The 24002-nt window shown below is 43.2% G+C and carries 28 protein-coding genes; 2 read left to right on the top strand and 26 right to left on the bottom strand.

Annotated elements, in window-relative coordinates; all coding sequences use genetic code 11:
- Positions 1-37 precede the first annotated feature (37 nt).
- The 23 genes from recN to ACFODW_RS07590 all read right to left on the bottom strand — a co-directional run bounded on the left by recN (position 38) and on the right by ACFODW_RS07590 (position 18366).
- Entirely contained in the window at positions 38-1753 is a 1716-nt protein-coding gene (gene recN / locus ACFODW_RS07700) for a DNA repair protein RecN (protein ID WP_390304939.1), read from the bottom strand.
- A gap of 27 nt (positions 1754-1780) precedes the next feature.
- Positions 1781-2230 (bottom strand): transcriptional regulator AhrC/ArgR, encoded by a 450-nt coding sequence (gene ahrC, locus ACFODW_RS07695; protein WP_390304936.1) that lies wholly within the window; start codon positions 2228-2230, stop codon positions 1781-1783.
- Positions 2231-2256: 26 nt separating this feature from the next.
- A complete protein-coding gene (locus ACFODW_RS07690; RefSeq protein ID WP_390304934.1) occupies positions 2257-3084 on the bottom strand; it encodes a TlyA family RNA methyltransferase in 828 nt (275 codons plus the stop codon).
- A 41-nt stretch (positions 3085-3125) separates the two neighbouring features.
- Positions 3126-3713 (bottom strand): hypothetical protein, encoded by a 588-nt coding sequence (locus ACFODW_RS07685; protein WP_390304932.1) that lies wholly within the window; start codon positions 3711-3713, stop codon positions 3126-3128.
- 676 nt (positions 3714-4389) lie between these two features.
- Positions 4390-5274, bottom strand: a complete 885-nt coding sequence (locus ACFODW_RS07680) for a polyprenyl synthetase family protein (protein WP_390304930.1) — start codon at positions 5272-5274, stop codon at positions 4390-4392.
- Positions 5275-5276: 2 nt separating this feature from the next.
- A complete protein-coding gene (gene xseB, locus ACFODW_RS07675) occupies positions 5277-5474 on the bottom strand; it encodes an exodeoxyribonuclease VII small subunit (RefSeq protein WP_390305224.1) in 198 nt (65 codons plus the stop codon).
- A 7-nt stretch (positions 5475-5481) separates the two neighbouring features.
- Complete coding sequence (gene xseA / locus ACFODW_RS07670) at positions 5482-6852, bottom strand: exodeoxyribonuclease VII large subunit (protein WP_390304928.1); 1371 nt, start codon at positions 6850-6852, stop codon at positions 5482-5484.
- Positions 6849-7703: a bifunctional methylenetetrahydrofolate dehydrogenase/methenyltetrahydrofolate cyclohydrolase FolD gene (gene folD, locus ACFODW_RS07665; protein WP_390304926.1), complete on the bottom strand. Its 855-nt coding sequence runs from the start codon at positions 7701-7703 to the stop codon at positions 6849-6851. The genes xseA and folD overlap by 4 nt, the downstream gene beginning before the upstream one ends.
- A 17-nt stretch (positions 7704-7720) precedes the next feature.
- Entirely contained in the window at positions 7721-8101 is a 381-nt protein-coding gene (gene nusB / locus ACFODW_RS07660; RefSeq protein WP_390304924.1) for a transcription antitermination factor NusB, read from the bottom strand.
- 149 nt (positions 8102-8250) lie between these two features.
- Positions 8251-8643 carry an Asp23/Gls24 family envelope stress response protein gene (locus tag ACFODW_RS07655; RefSeq protein ID WP_390304922.1) on the bottom strand — a complete coding sequence of 131 codons (393 nt, stop codon included), beginning with the start codon at positions 8641-8643 and terminating at the stop codon, positions 8251-8253.
- A 38-nt stretch (positions 8644-8681) separates the two neighbouring features.
- Positions 8682-10043: an acetyl-CoA carboxylase biotin carboxylase subunit gene (gene accC, locus ACFODW_RS07650; protein ID WP_390304920.1), complete on the bottom strand. Its 1362-nt coding sequence runs from the start codon at positions 10041-10043 to the stop codon at positions 8682-8684.
- Between the two features lie 13 nt (positions 10044-10056).
- On the bottom strand, positions 10057-10578 hold the full coding sequence (gene accB / locus ACFODW_RS07645) for an acetyl-CoA carboxylase biotin carboxyl carrier protein (protein WP_390304918.1): 522 nt from the start codon (positions 10576-10578) through the stop codon (positions 10057-10059).
- Positions 10579-10836: 258 nt separating this feature from the next.
- The gene (locus tag ACFODW_RS07640; RefSeq protein ID WP_390304916.1) at positions 10837-11388 is read right to left on the bottom strand and encodes a SpoIIIAH-like family protein; all 552 of its coding nucleotides are present in this window, start codon (positions 11386-11388) and stop codon (positions 10837-10839) included.
- A 12-nt stretch (positions 11389-11400) separates the two neighbouring features.
- Positions 11401-12036: a stage III sporulation protein AG gene (spoIIIAG, locus tag ACFODW_RS07635; RefSeq protein WP_390304914.1), complete on the bottom strand. Its 636-nt coding sequence runs from the start codon at positions 12034-12036 to the stop codon at positions 11401-11403.
- Complete coding sequence (spoIIIAF, locus tag ACFODW_RS07630; protein WP_390304912.1) at positions 12033-12659, bottom strand: stage III sporulation protein AF; 627 nt, start codon at positions 12657-12659, stop codon at positions 12033-12035. Before spoIIIAF ends, spoIIIAG begins: the two co-directional genes overlap by 4 nt.
- Positions 12660-12668: 9 nt before the next feature.
- The gene (gene spoIIIAE, locus ACFODW_RS07625; RefSeq protein ID WP_390304910.1) at positions 12669-13844 is read right to left on the bottom strand and encodes a stage III sporulation protein AE; all 1176 of its coding nucleotides are present in this window, start codon (positions 13842-13844) and stop codon (positions 12669-12671) included.
- 19 nt (positions 13845-13863) lie between these two features.
- The gene (spoIIIAD, locus tag ACFODW_RS07620; protein WP_390304908.1) at positions 13864-14256 is read right to left on the bottom strand and encodes a stage III sporulation protein AD; all 393 of its coding nucleotides are present in this window, start codon (positions 14254-14256) and stop codon (positions 13864-13866) included.
- Positions 14235-14468 (bottom strand): stage III sporulation protein AC, encoded by a 234-nt coding sequence (spoIIIAC, locus tag ACFODW_RS07615; protein ID WP_390304905.1) that lies wholly within the window; start codon positions 14466-14468, stop codon positions 14235-14237. Before spoIIIAC ends, spoIIIAD begins: the two co-directional genes overlap by 22 nt.
- Positions 14469-14487: 19 nt before the next feature.
- Positions 14488-15000, bottom strand: a complete 513-nt coding sequence (spoIIIAB, locus tag ACFODW_RS07610) for a stage III sporulation protein SpoIIIAB (protein ID WP_390304903.1) — start codon at positions 14998-15000, stop codon at positions 14488-14490.
- Complete coding sequence (spoIIIAA, locus tag ACFODW_RS07605) at positions 14945-15925, bottom strand: stage III sporulation protein AA (RefSeq protein WP_390304901.1); 981 nt, start codon at positions 15923-15925, stop codon at positions 14945-14947. Before spoIIIAA ends, spoIIIAB begins: the two co-directional genes overlap by 56 nt.
- A gap of 165 nt (positions 15926-16090) precedes the next feature.
- Positions 16091-16648 carry an elongation factor P gene (gene efp, locus ACFODW_RS07600; RefSeq protein ID WP_390304898.1) on the bottom strand — a complete coding sequence of 186 codons (558 nt, stop codon included), beginning with the start codon at positions 16646-16648 and terminating at the stop codon, positions 16091-16093.
- A 33-nt stretch (positions 16649-16681) separates the two neighbouring features.
- Complete coding sequence (locus ACFODW_RS07595) at positions 16682-17743, bottom strand: M24 family metallopeptidase (RefSeq protein ID WP_390304896.1); 1062 nt, start codon at positions 17741-17743, stop codon at positions 16682-16684.
- A gap of 119 nt (positions 17744-17862) precedes the next feature.
- Positions 17863-18366, bottom strand: coding sequence for a YqhR family membrane protein (locus ACFODW_RS07590; RefSeq protein WP_390304894.1), 504 nt, complete (start codon positions 18364-18366; stop codon positions 17863-17865).
- 286 nt (positions 18367-18652) lie between these two features.
- Here ACFODW_RS07590 and ACFODW_RS07585 point away from each other — a divergent pair, with 286 nt between their 5' ends.
- Entirely contained in the window at positions 18653-19027 is a 375-nt protein-coding gene (locus tag ACFODW_RS07585) for an SA1362 family protein (protein WP_390304892.1), read from the top strand.
- A gap of 44 nt (positions 19028-19071) precedes the next feature.
- On the opposite strand, the gene ACFODW_RS07580 is transcribed toward ACFODW_RS07585, so the two are convergent.
- The 3 genes from ACFODW_RS07580 to ACFODW_RS07570 all read right to left on the bottom strand — a co-directional run bounded on the left by ACFODW_RS07580 (position 19072) and on the right by ACFODW_RS07570 (position 23259).
- Positions 19072-19965, bottom strand: a complete 894-nt coding sequence (locus ACFODW_RS07580; RefSeq protein ID WP_390304889.1) for a patatin-like phospholipase family protein — start codon at positions 19963-19965, stop codon at positions 19072-19074.
- 90 nt (positions 19966-20055) lie between these two features.
- The gene (gene mntR / locus ACFODW_RS07575; RefSeq protein WP_390304887.1) at positions 20056-20472 is read right to left on the bottom strand and encodes a transcriptional regulator MntR; all 417 of its coding nucleotides are present in this window, start codon (positions 20470-20472) and stop codon (positions 20056-20058) included.
- A 222-nt stretch (positions 20473-20694) separates the two neighbouring features.
- Positions 20695-23259, bottom strand: a complete 2565-nt coding sequence (locus ACFODW_RS07570; RefSeq protein WP_390304885.1) for a vitamin B12-dependent ribonucleotide reductase — start codon at positions 23257-23259, stop codon at positions 20695-20697.
- 335 nt (positions 23260-23594) lie between these two features.
- On the opposite strand from ACFODW_RS07570, the gene ACFODW_RS07565 reads away from it, so the two are divergent.
- Positions 23595-23966 carry a rhodanese-like domain-containing protein gene (locus ACFODW_RS07565; RefSeq protein WP_390304883.1) on the top strand — a complete coding sequence of 124 codons (372 nt, stop codon included), beginning with the start codon at positions 23595-23597 and terminating at the stop codon, positions 23964-23966.
- Positions 23967-24002: the final 36 nt, after the last annotated feature.

Genomic DNA, 24002 nt, shown 5'->3' with positions numbered 1-24002 from the left:
GTGCATAAAATAAAACCAGGGGGATAGCCCCTGGCATCTATAAAGCACTATGTGTTTTAAAGGAGGATGCAAGTTCCAACAGCTCCTTGGCATGATCTTTTGCTGTTTCCGTCAATTTTGTACCTGTGATCATTCTGCTTAACTCCTCTATCTGCTGCTCTTCCGTCAACTCGGAGACCTTTGTAGATGTCCGGTTATTCTTTTGATTTTTTTCGATAAATTTGTGTATGTCTGCCATAGCAGCCACCTGTGGTAGATGAGTTATACACAGGACTTGCGAATCTTTGGAAATTTGAACAATCTTTTCAGCAATTGCTTGGGCTACCCGTCCGCTTACCCCTGTATCGACTTCATCAAATATCACGCTTGTTACCCCTTGGTGTTTTGCAAAAATCTTTTTTAGGATAAGCATAATTCTCGACATCTCGCCACCAGATGCAATTTTATTCAGTTCTTTTTGGGGTTCCCCCAAATTCGTCGAAATCATAAAACGCACTTGATCAAATCCATTTTTATGAAGTATATCGGACTTGCCCTCTCCTATAGGCTCCTCATTAAAAGAGATGGAGAAAGTGGCTTTTTCCAGATAAAGGCTCTTCAATTCCTGATGCACTTCATTCCCAAGCGATTCTGCTGCTTCTTTCCGAATATCATGGAGTTGTTTTGCTTCAAGGTAAGCATCCTGGGCTAACTCACTTATTTGACTGGATAAGTTGTTTAAATGGGAATCCTTATTGGTGATTTCCTCAATCTCTTCCTCTATCTGTGCCGAATACTCCAGTATTTCATTGACGGTGGATCCATACTTCTTCTTAAGTCTGTTAATTTCATCCAGCCTTGCTTCAATTTCGTTCAACCTGCCTGGGTTATATTCCAGACTGTCGATATGACTGCGTATACTATACGTCAGATCTTCCAAAATATAATAACTATTGCTTAGTTCCTCGGCCTTCTCTGCAATAAAAGGATCAAACTCCTTTGCGTCCTGGAGAGCTACCTGTGCCTGGTTCAACCAGTCAAGCCCTCTCTGCTCTCCGTAAAGGGCAGTATAAGTATCCTGCAGTCCTTGAAATATGCGCTGGTAATTTGCCAGGGATCTTCTTTCCTCTTCAAGTGCTATGTCCTCATCCGGTGAAAGGTTTGCCTGCTCCAACTCTCTCCTCTGAAACTCGAGAAGGTCCAGCCGATGTGCCATTTCCTGTTCATTATCATTAAGTTGTGTATATCTCTTTTTTAGCGTGCTCAGCTTTTCATACAGATATGTATATTCCTGTTTTGCCCTGGCAATTTTTTTTGGCTCATAAAGATCCAGCAGATCAATATGATTCTCCGGGTTCATTAACGACTGGGTTTCATGCTGGCTATGGATATCAATCAATGTTTTGCCGAATTCTTTCAGAATGGCAAGTGTAACGAGCTTACTGTTGACCCGGCAGATACTTTTACCATTCGCTGTTATAACCCGTTGAAGAACCACTTGTCCATCTTGGATGTCTATTCCGTATGCTTCAGCTTTTTCGTAGACAGGATGATCACTTCCTTCTATGGTGAACAACCCTTCAATTTCCGCCTTTTTAGCTCCATGTCTGACAAATTCGACAGATCCCCTTCCGCCGGCCAACAGTTGTATTGCATCAATGATGATTGACTTCCCTGCCCCGGTTTCACCAGTAAGAACTGTAAGCCCTTCAGTGAAAGTCATCGACACATGCTCAATAATGGCGAAATCATTGATGGACAGTTCCGTTAACATATAGCTTCACCTCTACCCCTAAAAGACTTATAGCATCTCCAGAAAACGTTCTTTGATTCTTACGCTGTCTTCTTCACTTTTGCAGATGATCAGACACGTATCATCTCCGCAAATCGTACCCATAATCTCTTCCCAATCCAGATTATCAACAAGGACACCAATCGCATGTGCATTGCCCGGCAGCGTATTTAACACGATAAAATGACTGGCATGGTCAATTTTCACAAAAGCATCCATTATCAGCCGCTTAAGTTTCTCTAAGGGGTTGAAACGCTGATCTGCAGGAAGGCTGTATTTATAATTGCCGTTCCTTGATGGAACTTTGACAAGATGAAGTTCCTTAATATCCCTGGATACAGTGGCCTGAGTGACATTATATCCAAGCTCTTTCAATAGATCGACAAGCTCGTCCTGTGTTTCAATCTCCCGCTCCGTAATCAGTTCCCGTATTTTAATATGGCGCTGAACCTTGCTCATTTTTCCACCTCCTCTACTTCCTGAACTCAATGATTTTTTTGGGGATGGAGGGCATCATGTGCTTCATCAACTGCATCAATTATATCTTGATCCGTAAACTGGCATCCCTCTTCCGTCTTTCCCCAGCCGAAATGACCCAAAAATTCTATGTTTCCATCTCCACCAGTAATAGGCGAATATGTCAATCCATACATTTGGTATCCTTCCTGTTCTGCAAAGCCGATAATTTCTCCTACCACTCGTTGGTGTACCTTCTTCTCACGGACAATCCCCTTTTCTCCTACTTCTTCACGGCGGGCTTCGAACTGAGGTTTAATTAGGGCGACTACATCGCTCTTGGCCTCCAACAGTTCCTTCAAGACAGGAAGCATTTTTTTCAGAGAAATAAAGGAAACATCAATGGTGGCAAGATCCGGTTTCCCGTGTTCCAGCATCTCCGGTGTGACATAACGGAAATTCGTCCGCTCCATTACCACAACTCGCTCATCGTTCCTTAATCTCCAGTCAAGCTGGTTATAACCTACATCAATAGCATAGCAGAGCCGAGCTCCATTCTGAAGCGCGCAATCCGTGAATCCTCCGGTGGATGACCCAATGTCCACCATTGTTCGGCCCTCAGCCGAAATCCGAAAAACATCCAGGGCTTTTTCCAGCTTTAGCCCCCCTCTTCCTACATACGGAATATGCTTTACCTTAACAGACAGCGGAATATTTTCATCCACTTTCATTCCAGGCTTATCCATCCGTATCTGATCGGAATAAACGCTACCAGCCATTACCAGGCGTTTAGCCATATCTGTTGAATCAATCAATTCCCGTTCTACTAATAATTCGTCGAGTCGTTTTTTGCTCATTTCTTTAATTCCTCTTTTCGCCCTAGCACGGACGGTTATTTCTATCTCTTCTTTGTATTATTGGACAAAATGGTTATTTTTAAATGGTCTTCCATCCAGGCGGCAATTTTCCCCACTGTAAAAATGATGGTGGTTGATGAGTGAATTGCCAATGTTTTGCCGACAGCCTTGCCGCCTACTGTAAGGGCCGCAACGAGACTTGTCAATATGGTTGACAATACAAGTTGAAGGGAAGAACCCTCTCCATCCCCGAAGATTCTGGCAATTTGAAGAACAACAATAGCGGAAGCCGTGCCACTTACAATTCCGGAAATATCGCCTATTACATCGTTGCAAAAGCTGGCGAATCTGTCTGCGTTACGGGTGATTGCTACTGCCTGTTTTGCCCCGCTCACCTTCTCGGCTGCCATTGCATGGAATGGTTTTTCATCCGCAGCGGTTGCCGCTATTCCTAGCATATCGAAAAATACACCTATCAGTACAATGATCAATACGATGATCAATCCTGCAATCCAGATTACATCATTAAGCAACGACGATGATATGACTGAAAAAATAGCCGCTAACACAAATGTGATAACGGCAATAGTAAAGCTGAATTTTAATGATTTTTTTAATTTGTTATCCATGGTCAACCCCGATTATCTATTATGTAAAGAAGGGATGGTCATCCCAAAGGTTAAAACTGCGGCTTAGGTCCAGTAGGTTTTCCCAGGTGGATACCCTATGTTGCCATGCAGGCGGTTCCCCTTTAAATCCACCTGAACTCCGTCTCCGAAAGTTCGACTGGATTACCACTTAGTCCACACTATAATCCCTTTTGGATGTCATAGGAACAGTCTAGGAGATTTCCTCAACAGCCTCTGCCCGCTCCCTAGCCTCTTTTGCAGTGTTGATTTCATAGGAAAGAAAATTACAGGACAGTGGCCATCTGACCTATAATTTAAGGTCCTAATCCCCTCAACACCACTCAAGGCAGGCTACGCTGCAAATAAGGTATCCCTTTCCTTATTACGCAGGTTCATACCCCATTCCATCATGACCGCTAGGCTTAGAAGCCACGACAGAGATGGGCCTCCGCGGTAATCGGGTCAACGCCCACATGCCTTTGCGGATCGCCCGAAAACCTTAACTCCCAGCATAGACCCAAGGCTGGGCGCCTCAAGCCTACACAAGGAACTTCATCGATGTGCCCTTTAGCGGATTTTTAGGCCCGCCTTCAGGAGAGGAAGACTGACTAGAATACTGCACCATCCCTTAGATACTCATATTATATCATAATTTATCACTTGTTGCTACAAGGTGCTAATGATCTCGTTCGCTGATATAATTAATCAGCATTTCCAGCAAAGTACCGTCCGCACCTGCATTTTTCAACGAATTTTGGGCCTTTTTGACATAGGTGGATTTCTTATTAATTGCTCCTTCCAAGCCAAGTATCTTGGGATAAGTGCTCTTTTCATTGGACTCATCGCTTCCCACTGCCTTCCCCATTCTCTCTTCGTTGCCGGTCACATCAAGTATGTCGTCCTGAACTTGAAATATTAGGCCAAGATAATAGGCAAAGCGCTGTAGATGAGCCAATTGTTCTTTATCTGCCCTCCCCAAATAAGCTCCTGCAAAGACGGCGAATTTCAAGAGTTCCCCTGTCTTTAGGTCATGAATGGTCTCCATTTCATCCAGGGTTATAGGAGTTTTTTCAGCCTGCATATCCTTGATTTGCCCCCCAACCATGCCTGCAGCACCACTGGCATGGGTCAAGGCCCTTGTCAACGTGACTTTTTCTTCACTATCCAGCAAAGGGTCATCCAAAATAATTTCAAAACTAAAAGTGAGAAGGGCATCACCTGCCAAAATAGCGGTAGCCTCATCAAAAACTTTGTGGTTGGTTGGCTTTCCTCTTCGCAGATCATCATCATCCATTGCAGGCAGATCGTCATGGATCAATGAATAGGTATGAATCATTTCAAGGGCCGCCGCTGCAGAGAGAGCTTTGTCTCCCTTTCCATTATATGCCTCATAGCTGGCCAGAAGCAGAATAGGTCTCAGCCTTTTCCCCCCTGCTTCCAGGGAATACAGCATGGACTCTTTTAGTCTCTGTGGAATTTCCAGTGTATCAAGTTTACGCTCCAATTCTACTTCTATTATTTGTTTTTTCTCTTCAATAAAGCTGCTAAGGGTCTTATTCAATGTTATTCTTCCTCCTGCAAGTCAAACTGCTCAAGGTCCCCTTGCTCGTTCATGATCTTTGTCATTTTGTCCTGGACATGCTTCAGCTTATCACTACATAATTTGCTCAGGATCATCCCTTCCTGATAATAGTTGATTGCTTTCTCAAGTGGGACATCCCCTTGTTCCAGCTCACCTACAATATTTTCCAGATTCTCCATTGCTTCTTCAAAGGATATTTCCTTCTTCTCGCTCACGGTTAGCCTCCTCTACATCCAACACCTCACAGGTTAAATTTCCATCCTTGATTTTTACCTGGATGATATCATTTGCCTGCACTTGTTTCCTTGTTTTTATAATCTCCCCTTCTTTATTGTACGGAAGGGCAAAGCCTCGCTTCATTGTTTCCAAAGGATTAAGAAGCATTAACTTTTCTACAGCTTGGTTTAATTCGGAATATCTACGTTCTACTTTCTCTTTCATGAGACGGTGCTGTTCTTTTTGGAGAGCTTCAAGTCTGCTTTTAGCTTGTTCCAACTGCTTTTCAGGGTGCTGCATAATCAGGCGTTTGTTGATATTAATATAATCATTGCGCTTTCCCTCGAGTATAATGGCGGCAGACCTTTTTAGGGCTTCAAGCCGCCGGTCTAGTTCCTGCTCTTTTGTCCTAATAAGCTGTTCGGGATAACGGAATGCGTAAGACTGGTTAACCCTCTGCAAGTGGCGCTGGGACTCTTTAATCAGCCCTCCAAGCTCCCTGTCCAGCCCGTTTCTCAATTTATTGACTCTATCTAGCAGGTCAAGTCGGGAAGGGACAGCTATTTCAGCGGCACCTGTCGGGGTGGGCGCCCGCAGATCAGCAACATAGTCGCAAATGGTATGATCCGTCTCATGCCCTACAGCTGAGATTATCGGAATGTCAGATTGAAAGATTGCCTCAGCTACAATTTCCTCATTGAAGCTCCAAAGCTCCTCTATGGAACCCCCGCCCCGGCCGACAATCAGCAAATCAAAATCCCCGCGCTGATTTGCAAGCTCAATGCCCCGTTTGATTGACTGTGCGGCGTTTTCACCTTGTACAAGAACGGGAATGACAGTTTTTTCGACGAGGGGATACCTTCTGTTCAATGTTGTTATTATGTCTCGGACGGCAGCCCCGGTTGGCGAAGTGACAATACCTATATGTCCGGGATACTCGGGTATCTTTTTTTTATAGGATGGATCGAACCAACCCTGCTTGAACAATCTTTCCTTCAGTTGCTCATATGCCAGGTACAATGCCCCTACACCATCCGGCTCCATCTGCTGAATATACATCTGATACTGCCCGTAAGGTTCAAAAACACTTACTTCTCCTTTAATGAGCACCTTCATTCCGTTTTCCGGCTTAAACTTTAGATACTTGTTGCTGCCGGCGAACATAACTGCTTGAATTCTTGCGTTATCATCCTTGATTGTCAAATACATATGTCCACGGCTGTGATGCTTAAAGTTCGATATTTCTCCTTTAAGCATCACACTTCTTAAATGGCGGTCTGTCTCAAATTTCCGCTTAATGTATTTGGTCAACGCGGTAACCGTTAAGAACTCACCTTTCAATTCCCTGACAGTCCCCGTGCAGCCTTGATCGTATTCTTAAGAAGCATGGTTATGGTCATTGGGCCGACTCCGCGTGGTACAGGTGTTATGTAGGATGTGACCTCTTTTGCACGATCAAAATCTACATCCCCTGTCAAGGAACCATCGTCCAGCCGGTTAATTCCTACATCAATTACAACCGCGCCTTCTTTAAGATGCGTATCATTGATCATTTCTGGTATGCCAAGAGCCACCACCAGAATATCAGCCTGTTTTGTGAAGGCCTTTAAATCATTTGTTCTCGAATGACAATATGTAACGGTAGCATTCTCGTTAAGAAGCAGCTGACCTACTGGTTTACCGACAATATTGCTGCGTCCCAATACGACAGCATGTTTACCAGATATCTCTATGTTTTTTGATTTCAGCATAGTAATGATACCAGCTGGAGTACAAGGTAGAAACGTATCCTCTCCTGTCATCATACGTCCAATGTTGACCGGGTGGAAACCATCTACATCCTTGGAAGGGTCAATAGATACTATTACACTTTCTTCTCTTATATGCTCCGGCAGCGGCAGTTGGACCAAAATACCGTGAACAGTAGAATCATTATTTAGTTCTGTAATGATCTGCAACAGCTCTTCCTCCGATGTCGAGGCTGGAAGTTCAATTACATCAGAAGAAATACCAACTTCATCAGAGGCCTTCTGTTTTCCCCGTACATAGGATTTGGAAGCAGGGTTGTCTCCAACAATGATGACTGTTAAATGCGGAGTCAGCCCCTTGTGTTTCAATACATTAACCTCTTCTTTCATTTCCTGTTTCAATTCATATGAGAGATCTTTTCCATTAATTACTTCAGCTGACACTGTTACCATTCCCCTTTTTAAGCAATTATTTTTGACAATACACCGTTGATGAACTTCCCGGATTTTTCATCACCAAACCGATTCCCCAGTTCTACTGCCTCGTTGATGGAAACAGTAGGAGGAATGTCATCAAGGTAGTTAATTTCATAGGCTGCGATGCGCAGGATGGTTTTTTCTACTGATGCGATACGGTCGAACGACCAGTTTTCCAGCTTATTTGCAATAATACTGTCTAATTCTTCCTTCGATTTGCGCACACCTTCTACCAGACTCCTGAGGAACTCGTCATTCCCTTCCGAAATGATCATTTCCTCCATTTCTGCCTGAGATTCATCCTCATGGATATCCATTTGAAAAAGGATTTGGAGAGCTTTTTCCCTTGCTTTATGTCGATTCATTTCCATAACTCCTCTATAAGCTTATCTGCAGTTCATCATATCATGATTAGGATTCCGACGCTAGATGATTCTTCCAGCCGGCCACACTGTCGGAGCAGCCATTTAATAAAGGAAGGAGCCAAAAGAAAACAACTCTTGGCCCCCATCAATTAATCATCTATTTCCTCTGTTCCTGCATCCATCTGCATGCCTACAACATGGACATTGATCTCTTCAATTTCCAAAGCTGTCATATTTTTGATGGTCTGCCGGATCACTGATTGGATGTTCTGGGCAACCTGTGGAATCGAGACACCGTAATTAAGAATGACAAACAAATCAATAATAATCGCGGTATCTGTCAGTTCCACCCTTACCCCTTTAGTATGAGTAGTTCTGCCAAACCTCTCTGCAACTCCCGAAGCAAAGTTCCCTCTCATGGCATACAGGCCTTCTACTTCGGATGCTGCAATACCTGCGATAACCTCGATCACTTCCGGAGCTACTTCTACAGTTCCCAGGCTCATGTCTTCACTGACATTAAGCATTGGTTGTTCACTCATCTAATCACTCCTCGTATCTGTATGATGAAAGTTCGGCTTTACTGTTCCTTTTCTTCTACGATTGGATGTTCTTCCAAGAAATTCGTGTTGAAATCGCCTTTTTTAAATACTTCGTGATCCATGATCAAACGATGAAAAGGTATAGTCGTATGGACTCCTTCCACCACAAACTCATCCAATGAGCGTTTCATCCTTTTAATCGCTTCCTCTCGCGTAGGACCATATGTAATCAATTTGGCAATCATAGAATCGTAATACGGCGGAATGCGGTAGCCTGGGTATGCTGCCGAATCAACCCTGACGCCAAGACCTCCAGGCGGTAGATACATCTGTATATCGCCGGCTGATGGCATAAAGTTTTTAAATGGGTTTTCTGCGTTGATACGGCACTCTATCGCCCATCCGTCAAACGTAACGTCTTCCTGTTTGAAAGAAAGTTCTTCATTGTCGGCAATTTTAATTTGTTCTTTTATCAGATCTATGCCTGTAACCATTTCTGTTACAGGGTGTTCCACCTGAATCCGGGTATTCATCTCCATGAAATAGAAGTTTTGACTTTTGCGGTCAAAGATGTACTCAATGGTCCCTGCGCCTTCATAACCTACAGCTTTCGCTGCCTTTACCGAGGCAGCCCCCATCTGTTCCCTGATTTCAGGTGTGAGCGCCGGGGACGGGCTCTCTTCAATCAATTTCTGAAGACGCCTCTGTATACTGCAGTCTCTTTCACCAAGATGCACCACATTTCCATGCTTATCCGCCAAAACTTGTATTTCCACATGGCGAAAATCTTCAATGAATTTCTCTATATAAACCCCTGGGTTGCCAAAGGCCGTCTCTGCTTCTTTTTGAGTTATCCTGATACCGCTGATCAGCTCTTCTTTGGAACGTGCCACACGTATTCCTTTACCGCCGCCGCCGGCAGTCGCTTTAATAATGACAGGGTAGCCTATTTCCTCTGCGATGGCCACTGCCTCGTCTTCCCCGTCCACAATTCCATCAGAACCCGGAACAATAGGCACATTTGCTTTTTTCATTGTTTCTCGCGCTACATCTTTTATGCCCATTTTCTGAATAGCTTCTGGAGTAGGGCCTACAAATGAAATATTACATGCCTTGCATATTTCCGCAAAGTCGGCATTCTCGGCAAGGAACCCATAACCAGGATGTATGGCATCTACTTCCGTCAATGTCGCTGCACTCATGATGTTAGTAAAATTCAAGTAGCTGTCTTTGCTTGAGGTAGGTCCGACGCAATAAGCTTCATCGGCAAGCTGTACATGGAGTGCCTCTTTATCAGCTTCCGAATACACTGCAACCGTCTCAATCCCCAATTCCTTACAAGCCCTGATAATGCGGACAGCTATTTCTCCTCTGTTGGCAACTAACAGTTTTTTTATCACACAATCCATCCCCTTACTGCTTCTTTACTCTGAATAACGGCTGTCCATACTCGACTAGTTCTCCATCCTCTACAAGGATCTGCACAATCTCGCCGCTTACTTCAGCCTCAATCTCATTAAACAGCTTCATTGCTTCAACTATACAGACAACAGTATCATCTGATACCTTGCTTCCTTTGGACACATATGGATCACTTTCTGGTGCGGGCTTTTCATAAAAGGTGCCGACCATAGGAGAAACAATCTCGTAATCATAGTCGATCCCTGCCCCTTTATCAGATTCTTTATCATCCGGTTTGGCAGCCGCTTGTTTTGCTTCTTCTCCCTGCTGAGAGGGCTGTGGCTGTATCGGAGCTTCCTTGCTAACCGGCTGCTGGACAAGTGGCGCTGAGCCTGCTTGTCCTGCCACATCGGTTTCTGCATTACTTGATTTTTTAAGTGAAACAGTAGCTCCCTCAGTTTCATAAGTGAACTCCGTGATTGAAGATTTGTCAATTAGCTTAATGATTTCCTGTATTTCTTGAACGTTTAACATTACTGCACCCCTTCACCTCGTTAGATATTACCATTAGGTATCAATAACTCCTCCTAACATATTACGATATATGAGATCCAAACATCAAGTAAGTATAAGCCAGCACATTAAAACCTGCTCTCCGTATAGTATTTGGATAAGTCTATTATACCCAACTCTTACCGAAATAGGCTAATCTGTAGGGTAGTTCTCCTTATGTATGGCTACACCAAAAAGTAATCGGGCGGTATTATTACCCGCCCGATGAATCATCAACAATTATTTACTGTCCGTCGGCTGGAAATTTACGTCTACTGTTACATCCCCAAATTCATCTCTTACCATTTGCATAATATTCACCACTTCCGCTTTTGAAAGCTCATCAACCTTTACATGGACATGGACTACATCATCTTCTGACCGGACAAGTACATCTTCGTAGGCAGCCCCTGCTAAAATTGACTCTTCTATAATTGTCTCTTTGGTAGAAGCTTCGTCAAGTCCGTCAATCGCCTCTAAAGCCTTATCTTTTTCTTCTGCGGTTGCATTACTGGAAGCGACAATTTCATTGAGCCTCTCTTTTTCCATGCTTCTGTTGTCTTGCAACTCCATTCTTAACGAAGTGAACAATTGATCATTGCCCAAATTATTGATATCCCCTACTTCTGCATCTCCTGCGGTCTCCTGTTCCCCGTCAGCAGATTCTTCAGTAGTATTCTGACCTGTATCAATATACGCGAGATCCTCATTGTCTGCGGTCATATAATACACACTTAATACAATCATGAGACTGAGCATAGTCAGCAACCATACGGTTTGTTTTTTTAACATAATCATTCCTCCTTAATTTTTCGGCATGACGGATACCCTATGGGACGGAACATCAAGCACCCGCGACACCGCTTCTACAATCCATTGTTTGACAGAAGCATGATCGGCTCCCTTGGCTACTACAAATACTCCCCTTACGCTTGGCTTTTCGGTTTGCGTCAACAGAGGCACTTCTTTATCTCCCTGGCGAACAAGAACTACTTGAGACTCTTCCGTCGAATCTTCCACCTTCCTATTTCCGCCGTTTTTATCGTTTTCATCTGTTGTCTGCTGGCCTTTGATCAAATTTTTCGCATATACATGAATATTGGTGGAATCCAGATTGATCATTACCTCCGCTTCTGAAACACCCTGTATCTTATTAAGCATATCTTCCATTTCTTGTTTAAAGCTTTGCTCCAGCTCGTCTACATCTGCAGTAACCGGCACATCATCTGAAGGGGGACTTTCTAAATCATTCTGCTCTAACTGAAATTCCTCCGGCGGCCCTTCAGACTGGTCCTCTTCGGAGGAAGAAAACACATTTCCCAGGATAAGAAGCATCAAGCCGGCAAGTGCAAGGATGGCGATATAACCATTTTTTTTCGAGGTCCCTTCTGTTCCATCTTTCTTGTCTATCCTAAATAGCGCCAACAATTTTCTTATCAAGTCGTCCCTCCTTCCCATATGACCGTAATTTCCTTGTTGTACAGTTCCCAGACTTCTCTGAGCAGGAGAATTACTCCCTCATCTCTATTATTCTGTTCTTCTTTGGCTGATTCTTGTTCTTCTGTATCGATGACGACTTCCTCAACAACATCCACTGCCCCCTCCCCTTCTCCATGTTCTTGCAGATAGACAATGACTTCCTCCAGGCTTTCAAAGCTGTATTCCTCTCCCTGTGAAAATGAAAAACTGATATCCATGATCTCTGCCTGGTGTTCCTCCATTAATGGATCTTTTGCCAGATTTTTTAACTGGACAGCCATTTGTTCTAAAATATATGCATCCTGGGAGGCTTGTATTTCTTTTTTCTGCAAATCTATTAAATTTTTCATGGAATCTTCCTTTCCGCCCCCCTCGTCTATTTGTGAAAATGCAGCCTTTATCTGCTGCTCCATATCCACGTTGAATAGGTAGAAGACGGGCTGCAATAATAATAAGATCAATATAAGTCCGACTGCCAATTTAATATATTTTTTCATGTTGTTTGCCGGAATCAGCAAATCGACGACAGCAGCCAACAATAGAAACAAAATGATCTGTGTTACCCACTCGAATAGAATTTCCATCAAACCACCCTATCTGAGCAGCAAGGTGATATTGCTTGCTGCTACAATAATTACAATGGCCAGCAAAAACATGAAAGACACGGCAAGTACACACGCCAGTATTAATACAATATAATTACTGATCGTATTCAAACTGGAAATTACTGGTCCGTCTCCTATCGGCTGCAAGATGGCTGCAGCAATCTTGTAGATGAGAGCAATAGCAAAGATTTTAATAACCGGAAAAAGAACTAGGAAAAGGATGATAAGAACTCCCACGATACCAACTGCATTTTTCAACAGTAATGTAGCACTCAATATGGTATCTGCAGCATCTGTAAATGTCCTTCCCACGACAGGGATGAAATTTCCTGTGATAAACTTGGTTGTCTTCATTGCGACTCCATCCTGAATGGCACTGGCGGTCCCCTGTACAGACATTACTCCAAGAAAAATGGTTAAAAAGACTCCCAGTGTACCCATTGCCAAATTCCTGAAGAAATTTGCCAGATGGGTCACCTTGTATTCTTCATTAATGCTGCTCACAATTAATAGTAGTGCTGATAATGAAAGAAGAGGCAGAATAAAATTTGAAATGAGCAGACCGCTCGCATGAATAAGGAAGACAATAACCGGGTGGAAAAAAGACACGGTCAGCATATTGCCGAACGTGGCCATCAGCCCAAGTACCAGGGGCAAAAGCGCAATCATAAAGCTTGTCATCGCTTCAATGGTATCTCTCGCATAAGAGAGAGCAAGATAGAAACTGTTCAGCGCAATAAACAAGAGCACCATATAAACAACAAAATATGCTATTTTACTTACTGCACTTTTCTCAAAAGCGTTGTGCATGGTCTGTAGAACACTTGAAAAAAGAGTCAGCATGATGAGCATGCCCAAAAGCCTGCCGTTTTGGATCAGTTCATGAAATAAAAACTCGATGAATCCCCGGATCGTGTCCTTTAACGTAATGGAGTCCTGTTCTTTAATAAATTCATATATTGATGTCTTCTCAAGCTCAGGAAGATATCCGCCATAGTCATCCACCAGTGTATTCCAATACTGTTGGACTTCCTCTAAGGAGATTTCCTGCATCAAGGCATCCTCGATTTCTTCTGTACTTGGCTCGGCGAATACATTTGCTTGTCCAATAAGGAGAAACAGCACAGTGAAAATAATAATATGGACGCTTTTTTTAAATTCCATCCACTATACTTCCTCCTTTTCAAGCGGTAGGCAGAAAGGTCAATATGGCCTCAATAAGTGCGGTGATGATTGGGACTGCCAGCAGTAATATGAAAATCTTGCCTGCCAGTTCAATCTTTGATGACACAGACCCCAGCCCCGCGTCCTTTGTAATGCCTGCCCCAAGCTCAGCAATATAAGCTATTCCGATAATCTTCAGGATTGTTTCAATATACATCCCTTCGATATTCGCTTTTTGCCCCAATGTTTCAATGAGTTGGAAGATGGTAGCTATATGCTGTACAACCATAAAAAATATGATGATTCCTGTAAGCAGGATAATCAGGAAAGCAAGTGACGAATTCATATCCTTCAAGATAATGTATAAAATGCTGGCAATCACGCCAAGTATTACAATCTGCAGAATATCCATGTGCTCGTCCCTTGGAAGAGAAATACGGCCCTGATCTGCTGAAACAGATCGGATAACCCATTGATCACAATTACAAGCACGATGATGAAACCAAGCAATGTAGCAAATTGGGCAATCTCTTCTTTTCCCATTTGTTTCAAAATGGTGTGTATTAGAGCCACGATGATCCCTATTCCGGCAATTTGAAATAATAGATTAGCATCTGTAAGCAAAAGTTATACTCCTTTCCGGCTATAAAAGCAGCAGTACAATAAATAATCCTCCTAATAAGCCGAGACTTTTAGCCATTTTGCTATATCTCCATTGAAGGTCCCTGGCTTCTTCTAATTCGCGCTGTAAGTGGCTTCCTGTTAATTGAATATGTTTTTGCTGTTGGCGGAAATCATGCTGTCCAAGGGTCCTGCCGAATTGGAGGAGTATCTCCTCTTCATTGCTGCTAAGGCAAGACCGACGTACCAACTGTTTCACATGCTTTTCCCATACTCTTATAAAATCGTTCAGCTCTCCCTGCATTTCCTGACTCATCCCATCGAAAAAACTGCTGATAGGTAAAGGGACCTGCCGAGAAATGTTCCTGAAGGCTTGCTCCAGTGATAACTGGCTGTACAGCATTTCTGCCTCCAAAATCTGCAAAGCATTCTTTAATTGCCTGATATGCCTAGGCCGGCTGCTCAATCGATTGCTCCATTCAAGGCCGACCCAGGTGGTGGCCGCTATGAAAAGAAGTGCGCCAATCCATTTCATCCCTGTACCCTCCCGGCTTGTAAAGAAGACCTTCCCCCTTCTCGTTATAGATATCCTTTATCCGTCCAGGGGTGTGCATTCTCTCTAATACTACAATCCTCTGGAATGCGCGATGGAGAATCAACTCTCTGACAGAAGGCCTGTTTTCCATTTCCTCTAGACTGCTTCCATGCATGGTACATATAACTGTTACACCCGCATATAAAGCTTCCCTTAAGGCTGCTACATCTTCATGGCTTCCTATTTCATCTACAATAAGTACTTCAGGGGACATCGAGCGGATCATCATCATCATGCCTTCAGCTTTAGGGCAAGCATCCATTACATCGGTACGTCTTCCAAGATTATGCTGGGGAATCCCATTGATGGATCCCCCTATTTCCGAGCGTTCATCAATGACAGCTACTTTTTGTGCAGCTATGTTCCCCCATCCGTCAGCTATCTGTCTGGTCAAGTCTCTTATGATTGTGGTCTTTCCGGTTTGAGGGGGTCCAATGAACAGAGTATTATAGTAATGTGAGCCATTCAGCAGATGGGGTATTATTTCCGAAGCCGCTCCTATTTTTTCTTTTGCCAGGCGGATATTTAAGAAAGTAATATATTTGAGAGCCTGGACGGATCCGTTGATGGTATTTACCTTGCCGGCTAGTCCTACCCGGTGGCCTCCTTCAATGGTGATATAACCCTTCTGCAGTTCATCGTCCATCCGATAGAGGGAGAACTCACTCAACTGATTGATAATATAGATGAGGTCCTCTTTTGCCGGCACCGCCTCGTCCATCCATTTAATTTTCTTGTCAAAAATAAGTTCGACTGGTTTTAGAAGCCGGACACGGATCTCCTGCAGAGTATCACCCTGAGCCTTCAGCCGATCCTGAAGTGCTTGTCTTATCGCAGGCGGAAACAGCCGTAATATCTCCTTCACTTTCCACCCTCCCATGTCTGGAATATCCTTTATAATAAACTGTATGACAGGATTGGCATATTATGACTGTCAGCCTTCGCTGCCCGCAGGTTCGCACTCTATGTTGAAGTCAATAAAAAGACATAAAAAAACAGCCCCGCGAAGAGGACTGCTTTAAATTACTATCTAGGCACGTGAAATGTATTTTCCATCTGAAGTATTAATAAGTAATACATCGCCTTGATTAATGAAAAATGGCACTTGTACTGTGTGCCCGGTTTCTAATGTTGCTGGTTTCGTTCCTCCGCTGGCCGTGTCACCTTTAATTCCGGGTTCTGTTTCCGTTACTTCTAGTTCCACGTTTTTGGGAAGGTCGACACCAAGCACTTCACCTTCATAGGTAATAATATTCACTTCCATATTTTCTTTCATGAATTTCAAATCATTCTCTATTTGCTTGGTAGTCAGTTCAATCTGATCATATGTGTTCGTATCCATAAACGCATGAGAATCACCTGAAGCATAAAGATACTGCATTTTTCTGTTCTCAATATGAGCACGACTGACTTTTTCACCTGCACGGAACGTCTTCTCCTGTATATTGCCATTGCGCAGGTTTCTCAGCTTAGAACGGACAAAGGCCGCACCCTTCCCCGGCTTGACGTGCTGAAAATCGATGACCTGCCAGATAGAGTTGTCGACCTCGATGGTTAATCCTGTTTTAAAATCATTTACTGAAATCATACCGTTTCCTCCCTAACCCTTAAAGTTCCTTAATTATAGTTGTATTAAATTCTTTGGTGCGTAAGTAAGCCGTTCCATTCCTGACTCCGTGATGACAATGTCATCTTCAATTCTGCACCCTCCGACACCGGGAACATAAATACCAGGCTCTACTGTAACTACCATGCCCGGCTCCAGTCGTTTCTCCGAACGGAAAGACAATGCAGGGCCTTCATGAACCTCCATACCCAGTCCATGTCCAGTTGAATGACCAAAGTATTGGCCATATCCTTTTTCGTTAATATAATCTCTTGTCAAAGCATCTGCTTCTTTGCCAGTGATACCTGGCTTAATTCCAGCCAAACCTGTTTGCTGAGCTTTCAGTACGGTGTCATAGATGTTTTCAAGCTCTTTACTTATTTCTCCAATTGCAAAGGTACGAGTAATGTCCGAGCAATACCCCTGGAAGAGAGCCCCATAATCCAATGTCACCAATTCTCCAGCCTGTATCTTCTTTTCGGACGCCACACCATGGGGTAAAGCAGAACGCTCACCGGAAGCGACAATGATATCAAAACTGGAAGAAACAGCCCCCTGTTTCCGCATGAAGAATTCCAGTTCATTGGAAATGTCGATTTCCTTTACGCCTGGTTTTATATACTGCTGGATATGTTCAAAGGCGTCATCTGCAATTTTTGCTGCTTTTTTTAGAATCTCCAGCTCCTGCTCATCCTTGACAAGCCGAAGCTCCTCGACCAGCCCGCCTACAGGGACCAGCTCAGCCTCCAATATCTGCTGGTATTTTTCGTATTGGCTGAAAGTTACATGGTTTTTCTCAAAACCTACTCTCTTCACACCCATATCTTTAATCTGGTCTCTAATCTCCATTTCTATTTGCTGTTTATGCTCAATGACATCGAAGCCTTTTGCTTGTTCATTTGCCTGCTCTGTATACCGGAAATCCGTCAGGAAACGAGCTGAATTCTCACCAATGAGAACGGCTCCTGCAGTTCCAGTAAATCCAGTGATATACTGTCTATTCACCGGACTGGTAACTAAAATGGCATCCAAGTTATTTGCTTTCAAAGTTTCCCTCAGTTTTGCAAGCTTCCCCATTTGTTCATCCCTTTCTGTATCCTAAGCTGACCTTCTGTCATATCCTGCAGTTGTAAACAGTTTATCATAAACAGCAAGCTTTGAATAACGATAAGAGCAGCCATGGCCAGCCTTACCGACTACTCGCTCTTCTTTAATCCGGTTTCATGATAGTCATAGGAAATGGAATAACCGATAAATGTTCCATATAATATATATATACAGAATGAAGATACGATCGTATCCAAATTCAGCTCCTCAACGGTAGGGATATTTGGAAAAATGGGTGTGGCGATGTAGAAGATGACCACCCACAGGACCATTCCAAAGACTACTCCTGCCCATAAAGAGTTCACTTTTTTTAATAAAATATAATACAGAAGAGCAACACCAATGGAAAGGAGTCCCACCAATAAAATAGAAACTGCCTCTCCAAGCCAGGTATCTGTCCATCCAGCACGATTCCACGACCTAAGCAGATAATGCCTTGCAGAAAGATCCATAAAGTTGAAATAATACATAAAAGCACTGATCATACTCCAAAGGATGCCTCCCACAAACCCGGTAAGAAGAGAACGCTGCAGCAGCCCCATAGGCTCTTCGGTTTTATTCTGTTCCAGCTTCTCTTTTTTATTTTTTTGCATACGAACACCTCCAGCCATTATTATGACCAAGACAGCCTCAAGCTATCAGTGCTACAGACCCATACTTATTAAAATAGAAGCTGGTGATGTCAAGTTTTTTCTGTTAAATTATAGGTAGGCATAAAAAATCACGCAAAATTGAATAATACGGCCATAGACGGAAATAATTACTAGAGAGAGATTTCAGCTGATATTTTCTTAATAAAGGGATATAAGTCTTATGTAAAAGGGTATATATTAATAAGTGAGTGCAAATTGCCAAACCCTTGAAAAGGAGGATATTGTGATGGGAAAAAGTAAGTTATCCATCTTGGTTTATGCGCTGATTGGCCTTGCAGCAGTAGGAATCGTGTCACAACTTCTGACCAATACAGCCAGTTTCTTTACAAATATATTTATTATGCTTGGTGTGGGTGCCGCACTCTTTGCAGTCTTCTATTTTTTCATGCAGAAACGGAGAGCGCCCTCCAACGATATGAAAAAATATAAGAAAGCGGTAAAACAGTCAAAAGCCAAGTATAAAAGCCATCCGGCAAAAATGCAGACAAAGGCGGCGGTTAAGCAACAGCCTGTATCTGTAAGGAAAAAAGCAAGTCGTCGTGCGGCTTCACATCTCCGTGTAATTGACGGAAGCAAATCAAAAAAGAAACGGCCAGGCTGAGTCCCATAACAGCACGGCTGTTTCTTTTTTTGCTTGTGCGCCATTCACCTCGGCCAATACTGTAAAAAAGTGTGGGCGTATTGTCGCCCATTTCTAATCAATTCCTGTTTCTTTTCTTGTGATAGATGAAAATCAGTGGCCTCCGTTCCTTTCACCGGTATAAATATTATGTTATTTTGCTGGGATTTGGAAATATATCTCGCATCATGTGCTTCCTTCATCGTTGCAAAGAGGGCATGGAACATATCAAAAGCATTATTAATAAGCCTTGGCTTCCCGAACTTATCCATGTCCCTCGTCAATTTAACCCCTAGTACCGGCCTGGTGTCCCGGATCCCCTCTGGACCGAACACCCATAACGGGAAATTGCTTAGCAAGCCCCCGTCCACGATTATACTTTTATGGCCGGAACGCCCTGCCAATTTCTTAGGCATGAAGAAGTAAGGGAAACCGGCACTCATCCTTATAGCCGTAGCAACAGGGAAGTCAGTAGGGTTGATCGCATAAATTCGTTCCAAATCATCCGGAATTACTACAAGCTTTCCGAGTGATAGGTCACTCACTATGACTTTGAGATATCCAGGTTTTAAATCACTAAAGGTATGAATATTCCTGTATGCCAGCCTTTCCCTCAGCCATCCTTCCAATTTATCACCTTTATAGATGCCCAATTGGAAATATAACAACAGCCATTTACTGACTGGTAAAATTCTGCTGATACGCGGCGGATCCAGGAAATACTTCAATTCCATTTCCTCCAACATTTCACTTATTTCCTTATAGTTATACCCCGCGGCCAGGAAAGATGCCACTATTGCACCAGCCGAGGCCCCGGCAACCCGTTCAAATTCCAATCCTCTTTCTTCGATACTTTCAAGTGCTCCCAGAAATGAAAATGCTTTTACTCCGCCACCGGAAAACACCCCATCTATCTTCATATGCTCTCCCCTTATGCTGTTTTTATATTTTTAAGCATAAGGGGAAGCAATTAGAACAAATACAGGCTAATACCGGACGGCTTTTACTATTTATTCATTACGTTTTTGAATATCCTTAAGCTCTTCGAGGCGATGTGGATGATCTTTGAAATATTCAACGACATCTCCAATACGGTCGATTGAATTCCAGCTTAGATGATGTTCAATACCTTCCACATCCTGATAGATATTATCCTTATCCACTCCAATAATATTGAGAAACTGTTCTAAAAGTTCATGACGATATACCAATCTTTCCCCAATCTTTTTTCCTTTCGGAGTAAGAGTGAAGCCCCTGTACTTTTCATAATTCAGATACTCGTCCCTATCGAGCCGCTGAATCATTTTCGTCACTGAAGAAGGATAGACCATCAAAGTTTCCGCTATGTCGGAGACTCGGACATATCCCTTTGTTTCCATAAGATTATATATGAGCTCTATATAGTCCTCCATACTGGGGGTAGGCATTTTAGAATCTCCTCATTTCTAACAAAAGATTTAGTTTAGGGAAAAACTTTTCATTATAATGAGGATAACGTAAAAGATAAAGGGAAACAAGACCCCCAACTTTCAGAAGATGGTTGATGTTTAATTTATCATACCGCTGGTCAAGCAAGCGGCTTTTTGTTTCCTTAAATATCCTTATGACCTAAAAAGGACCGGTGTTGTACACCGATCCTTCCCAATTTATTACAGCCCGCATTTCAGCTGGGCATTACAGCTTGTACAAGTATTACAGCCGCCGATATCCTCAACTTTCCCTGAACGACAGACAGGACAAGTGTTACCAACTTCTGATCCTATGGTAACATCCGTTTTTTCCAGTTCCTGTACGGTATCCATCAAGACAACTTTCGGTTTCTCGGTTTTTTCTTCATAATCAAACAGCTCTGTTTGCTCACCTTCACTGTTTTCTTCAGCTTTAAGTGTCAGTACCTGTGAGTCCCGACTGCCGTCCACATATACTGTTCCACCCTTAGCACCACCTCGATACAGCCTCTCATACACATTCTGCACCTGATCCACCCGGTAGCCGCGGGGGGCATTAACGGTTTTTGAGATGGAACTGTCGACCCAGCGTTGAATCACACATTGAGTATCTGCATGGGCTTCAGGTGATAGATCCATGGACGTAACAAACCATTCTGGCAGATTATTTTCATCAGCCTCTGGGTGTTCTTCAAGATATTCCTGTACGATTTCAGCCTTCACCTCGATAAATTTGCCAAGTCTACCGCTCCTATAATAGGAGAAAGAAAAGTATGGCTCCAACCCGGTACTTACACCCACCATTGTACCAGTGCTGCCTGTAGGCGCTACTGTCAACAGATGGGAATTCCTTATGCCATACTCCAGAATATCTTTCCTGATATCCTCCGGCATTTTTTTCATATAGCCAGTGTTGATAAAAGCTTTCCTCAACGACATTGTCTCCTTATCTGTACTGCCTACAAGGAAAGGAAAGCTGCCTTTTTCTTTCGCAAGCTCGATAGAAGCGCGGTATGCTGTGGTAGCAATCGTTTCAAATATTTGATCAACCAATTCATTCCCTTTTGAGGATCCATACTCGGTCTCACAATAAATGAGCAGATCATGCAATCCCATTACTCCCAGACCTACACGGCGCTCACCTAGTGCCTGCTTCTTGTTTTCCTCGAGAAAGTATGGAGTCGCATCGATGACATTATCCTGCATACGAACCCCAGTTTCTACTGTTTTCTTTAATTTCTCGAAGTTTACCGTCTTGTTCTGCTTATCCGCCATTTCAGCAAGATTAACAGCAGCTAGATTACAGACCGAATATGGAGCCAAAGGTTGTTCGCCGCAAGGATTTGTAGCAACCACTTGATCTCCGTAACTTCTGGCGTTTGTCATATCGTTGGCATTGTCGATGAAGAAAATGCCAGGCTCTGCAGAATAAGTGGCACAAATATTTATAAGATTCCAGAGTTCTTTCGCTCGGATACGGCGGTATACCCGCACACCATAACCCATTTCTTCCCATTTACGGACATCGCCAACCTCATGCCATTGTTCGTTGTACGCCTGCATCTCTTCCTCGGTGTAATTTTCCACATCGGGGAAACGCAATTCATAATATGCATCATTCTCCACTGCCTCCATGAATTCCTTCGTGATGCAGACAGATATGTTAGCTCCTGTCAAGAAGTCGGGATTATGGACTTCATAAGTTCCCCCTGTGTGCAGCTTTTCTTCGGCTTCCCGGATGGCAGCCTCTGTAAAACCGCCTTTCCCCGGCATATTACGGTAATTAACAATACCCTGATAGAGATCCAATTCTGTTTCTGTGAATGGGGTGAAGTTTAGTTTTTCTCTGGCAAGCTTCTTAATATGCTCATCCTCAGTATTCTCTATCAGATAACGAAGGATTCTGGGATTTTGCATTTTGGAAATGATAAATTCGATAATATCTGGATGTGAATCCACCAGCATAATCATCTGGGCGCCACGACGGGAACCTCCCTGCTCCACAAGATGAGTCAGCTTTGCAATGTCATCCAGCCATGAGACGGAACCGGAGGATTTTCCATTAACGCCTCGTGCCAATGTATTCCTGGGTCTCAAAGTGGAGCCATTCGTACCCACACCACCGCCACGGGACATTATTTCCATTACTTGCTTCCTGTGATCGGAAATTCCTTCACGGGAATCTTGAATGTAAGGCATCACATAACAATTAAAATATGTTACATCCGTATCGGCGCCTGCACCATATAACACTCGTCCGGCTGGGATAAAATGGAGATTGGATAATTCTTCATGAAATTTGGTAAACCATTCATCCTGCTTTTCTTTTGTATGTTCAACAGCGGCCAGTCCGGCTGCGTTCCTTTTAGCAATCTGCTCATAAAATAACTCAAGCGGTTTATCAATCACGTCCAGACTGCGCCGGACGATACCTGACTCCTCTTCCTTATCCAATACGGAAAGAAATTCAGAATCTACTTTGATTGCCGCCTCTTTATGATCCCAGTCAACGGATTGTATTCTTCCGATGCCACGGGCAGGAAATTTGGGGTCTGCTTTCACAGTAAGGACTACCAGGTCGCCTTTTTTCAGGGTCTTTCGCTCCGTATCTTTAAACGCATAGCGATCCAGCATGACCAGCCTGGAAACACCTTTGTGGGTTAATTTCATATCACTCGTTATTGGATGGACCTGGGGAAATTGCTCTATATCTTTATTCAGTGCTTCTACATCAATGCCCCGGTTTTCAGCCGTAATTGTCGACATTCTATCGCTCCTTTGCCACTCATTTCCTTTTGCTGCATCATTATCACTCTAGTAATACGATACCACAAAAGGAGAAAGTAAAACAATATATTGACCCATAAAAAACAAAAACACTATATATAGTGTTTTTGAGGCCGTTTTACTATCTTTGTCCATTAAATTTGCAAATCAGCCCCCGTTTAGGCAACTGATTATGTAGCACTATTTTTCGACAGTCTTAGTCATTATCTTACTCAACCTCCATCTTAAATGCAATGCTAAAGAAAAAAACTTTGAAAAAAAATAGATTCAAGCCTATAATGGTATGTAGAAAAGAGAATGACGGGGGAAATATGATGGAGTTTTTAATAATAGCTGTAGTGGTACTGCTTGGAGTCAGTATTTTCCGCTACTATAGACAGAAGTCTTATCTTAAGGTATTGACCGAAGAACAATTTAAAGAAAATTATCGGAAGGCACAGCTGATTGATGTCAGGGAGCCCCAGGAATTCGACAGGGGTCATATACTTGGTGCAAGAAATATACCAGTAACACAGCTTCGTCAAAGGCTGGTGGAGATCCGGAAAGATAAACCAGTATACTTGTACTGCCAAGGCGGTTCGCGTTCCGCCCGCGCTGCTCAGATTCTCCATAAAAAGGGCTATTCGCAACTGTATCAGCTAAAAGGCGGCTTCAAAAAATGGACAGGAAAAATAAAAACAAAATAAACGGATAGGCCCGGCAAAGAGAAATCTCTCTGCCGG

It is taken from the genome of Virgibacillus sediminis, from assembly GCF_042643265.1.
GTDB lineage: Bacteria > Bacillota > Bacilli > Bacillales > Amphibacillaceae > Virgibacillus_O > Virgibacillus_O sediminis.
Note: the sequence above shows the minus strand (reverse complement) of the source record. Positions and strands in the feature narration are given on the sequence as shown.

Bases quoted from the DNA above. Each gene is read 5' to 3' on its own strand.
- ACFODW_RS07580 (WP_390304889.1), bottom strand. From the start codon at position 19,965: ATGAAGATAGATGGGGTGTTTTCCGGTGGCGGAGTAAAAGCATTTTCA.
- ahrC (WP_390304936.1), bottom strand. From the start codon at position 2,230: ATGAGCAAGGTTCAGCGCCATATTAAAATACGGGAACTGATTACGGAG.
- nusB (WP_390304924.1), bottom strand. From the start codon at position 8,101: ATGAATCGACATAAAGCAAGGGAAAAAGCTCTCCAAATCCTTTTTCAA.
- ACFODW_RS07685 (WP_390304932.1), bottom strand. From the start codon at position 3,713: ATGGATAACAAATTAAAAAAATCATTAAAATTCAGCTTTACTATTGCC.
- spoIIIAE (WP_390304910.1), bottom strand. From the start codon at position 13,844: ATGGAATTTAAAAAAAGCGTCCATATTATTATTTTCACTGTGCTGTTT.
- efp (WP_390304898.1), bottom strand. From the start codon at position 16,648: ATGATTTCAGTAAATGATTTTAAAACAGGATTAACCATCGAGGTCGAC.
- ACFODW_RS07585 (WP_390304892.1), top strand. From the start codon at position 18,653: ATGGGAAAAAGTAAGTTATCCATCTTGGTTTATGCGCTGATTGGCCTT.
- mntR (WP_390304887.1), bottom strand. From the start codon at position 20,472: ATGCCTACCCCCAGTATGGAGGACTATATAGAGCTCATATATAATCTT.
- ACFODW_RS07565 (WP_390304883.1), top strand. From the start codon at position 23,595: ATGGAGTTTTTAATAATAGCTGTAGTGGTACTGCTTGGAGTCAGTATT.
- ACFODW_RS07640 (WP_390304916.1), bottom strand. From the start codon at position 11,388: ATGTTAAAAAAACAAACCGTATGGTTGCTGACTATGCTCAGTCTCATG.
- spoIIIAB (WP_390304903.1), bottom strand. From the start codon at position 15,000: ATGAAATGGATTGGCGCACTTCTTTTCATAGCGGCCACCACCTGGGTC.
- spoIIIAF (WP_390304912.1), bottom strand. From the start codon at position 12,659: ATGGAAATTCTATTCGAGTGGGTAACACAGATCATTTTGTTTCTATTG.
- ACFODW_RS07595 (WP_390304896.1), bottom strand. From the start codon at position 17,743: ATGGGGAAGCTTGCAAAACTGAGGGAAACTTTGAAAGCAAATAACTTG.
- ACFODW_RS07570 (WP_390304885.1), bottom strand. From the start codon at position 23,259: ATGTCGACAATTACGGCTGAAAACCGGGGCATTGATGTAGAAGCACTG.
- spoIIIAD (WP_390304908.1), bottom strand. From the start codon at position 14,256: ATGGATATTCTGCAGATTGTAATACTTGGCGTGATTGCCAGCATTTTA.
- ACFODW_RS07590 (WP_390304894.1), bottom strand. From the start codon at position 18,366: ATGCAAAAAAATAAAAAAGAGAAGCTGGAACAGAATAAAACCGAAGAG.
- accB (WP_390304918.1), bottom strand. From the start codon at position 10,578: ATGTTAAACGTTCAAGAAATACAGGAAATCATTAAGCTAATTGACAAA.
- recN (WP_390304939.1), bottom strand. From the start codon at position 1,753: ATGTTAACGGAACTGTCCATCAATGATTTCGCCATTATTGAGCATGTG.
- ACFODW_RS07690 (WP_390304934.1), bottom strand. From the start codon at position 3,084: ATGAGCAAAAAACGACTCGACGAATTATTAGTAGAACGGGAATTGATT.
- ACFODW_RS07655 (WP_390304922.1), bottom strand. From the start codon at position 8,643: ATGAGTGAACAACCAATGCTTAATGTCAGTGAAGACATGAGCCTGGGA.
- xseB (WP_390305224.1), bottom strand. From the start codon at position 5,474: ATGGAGAATCTGGAAAATATTGTAGGTGAGCTGGAACAAGGGGATGTC.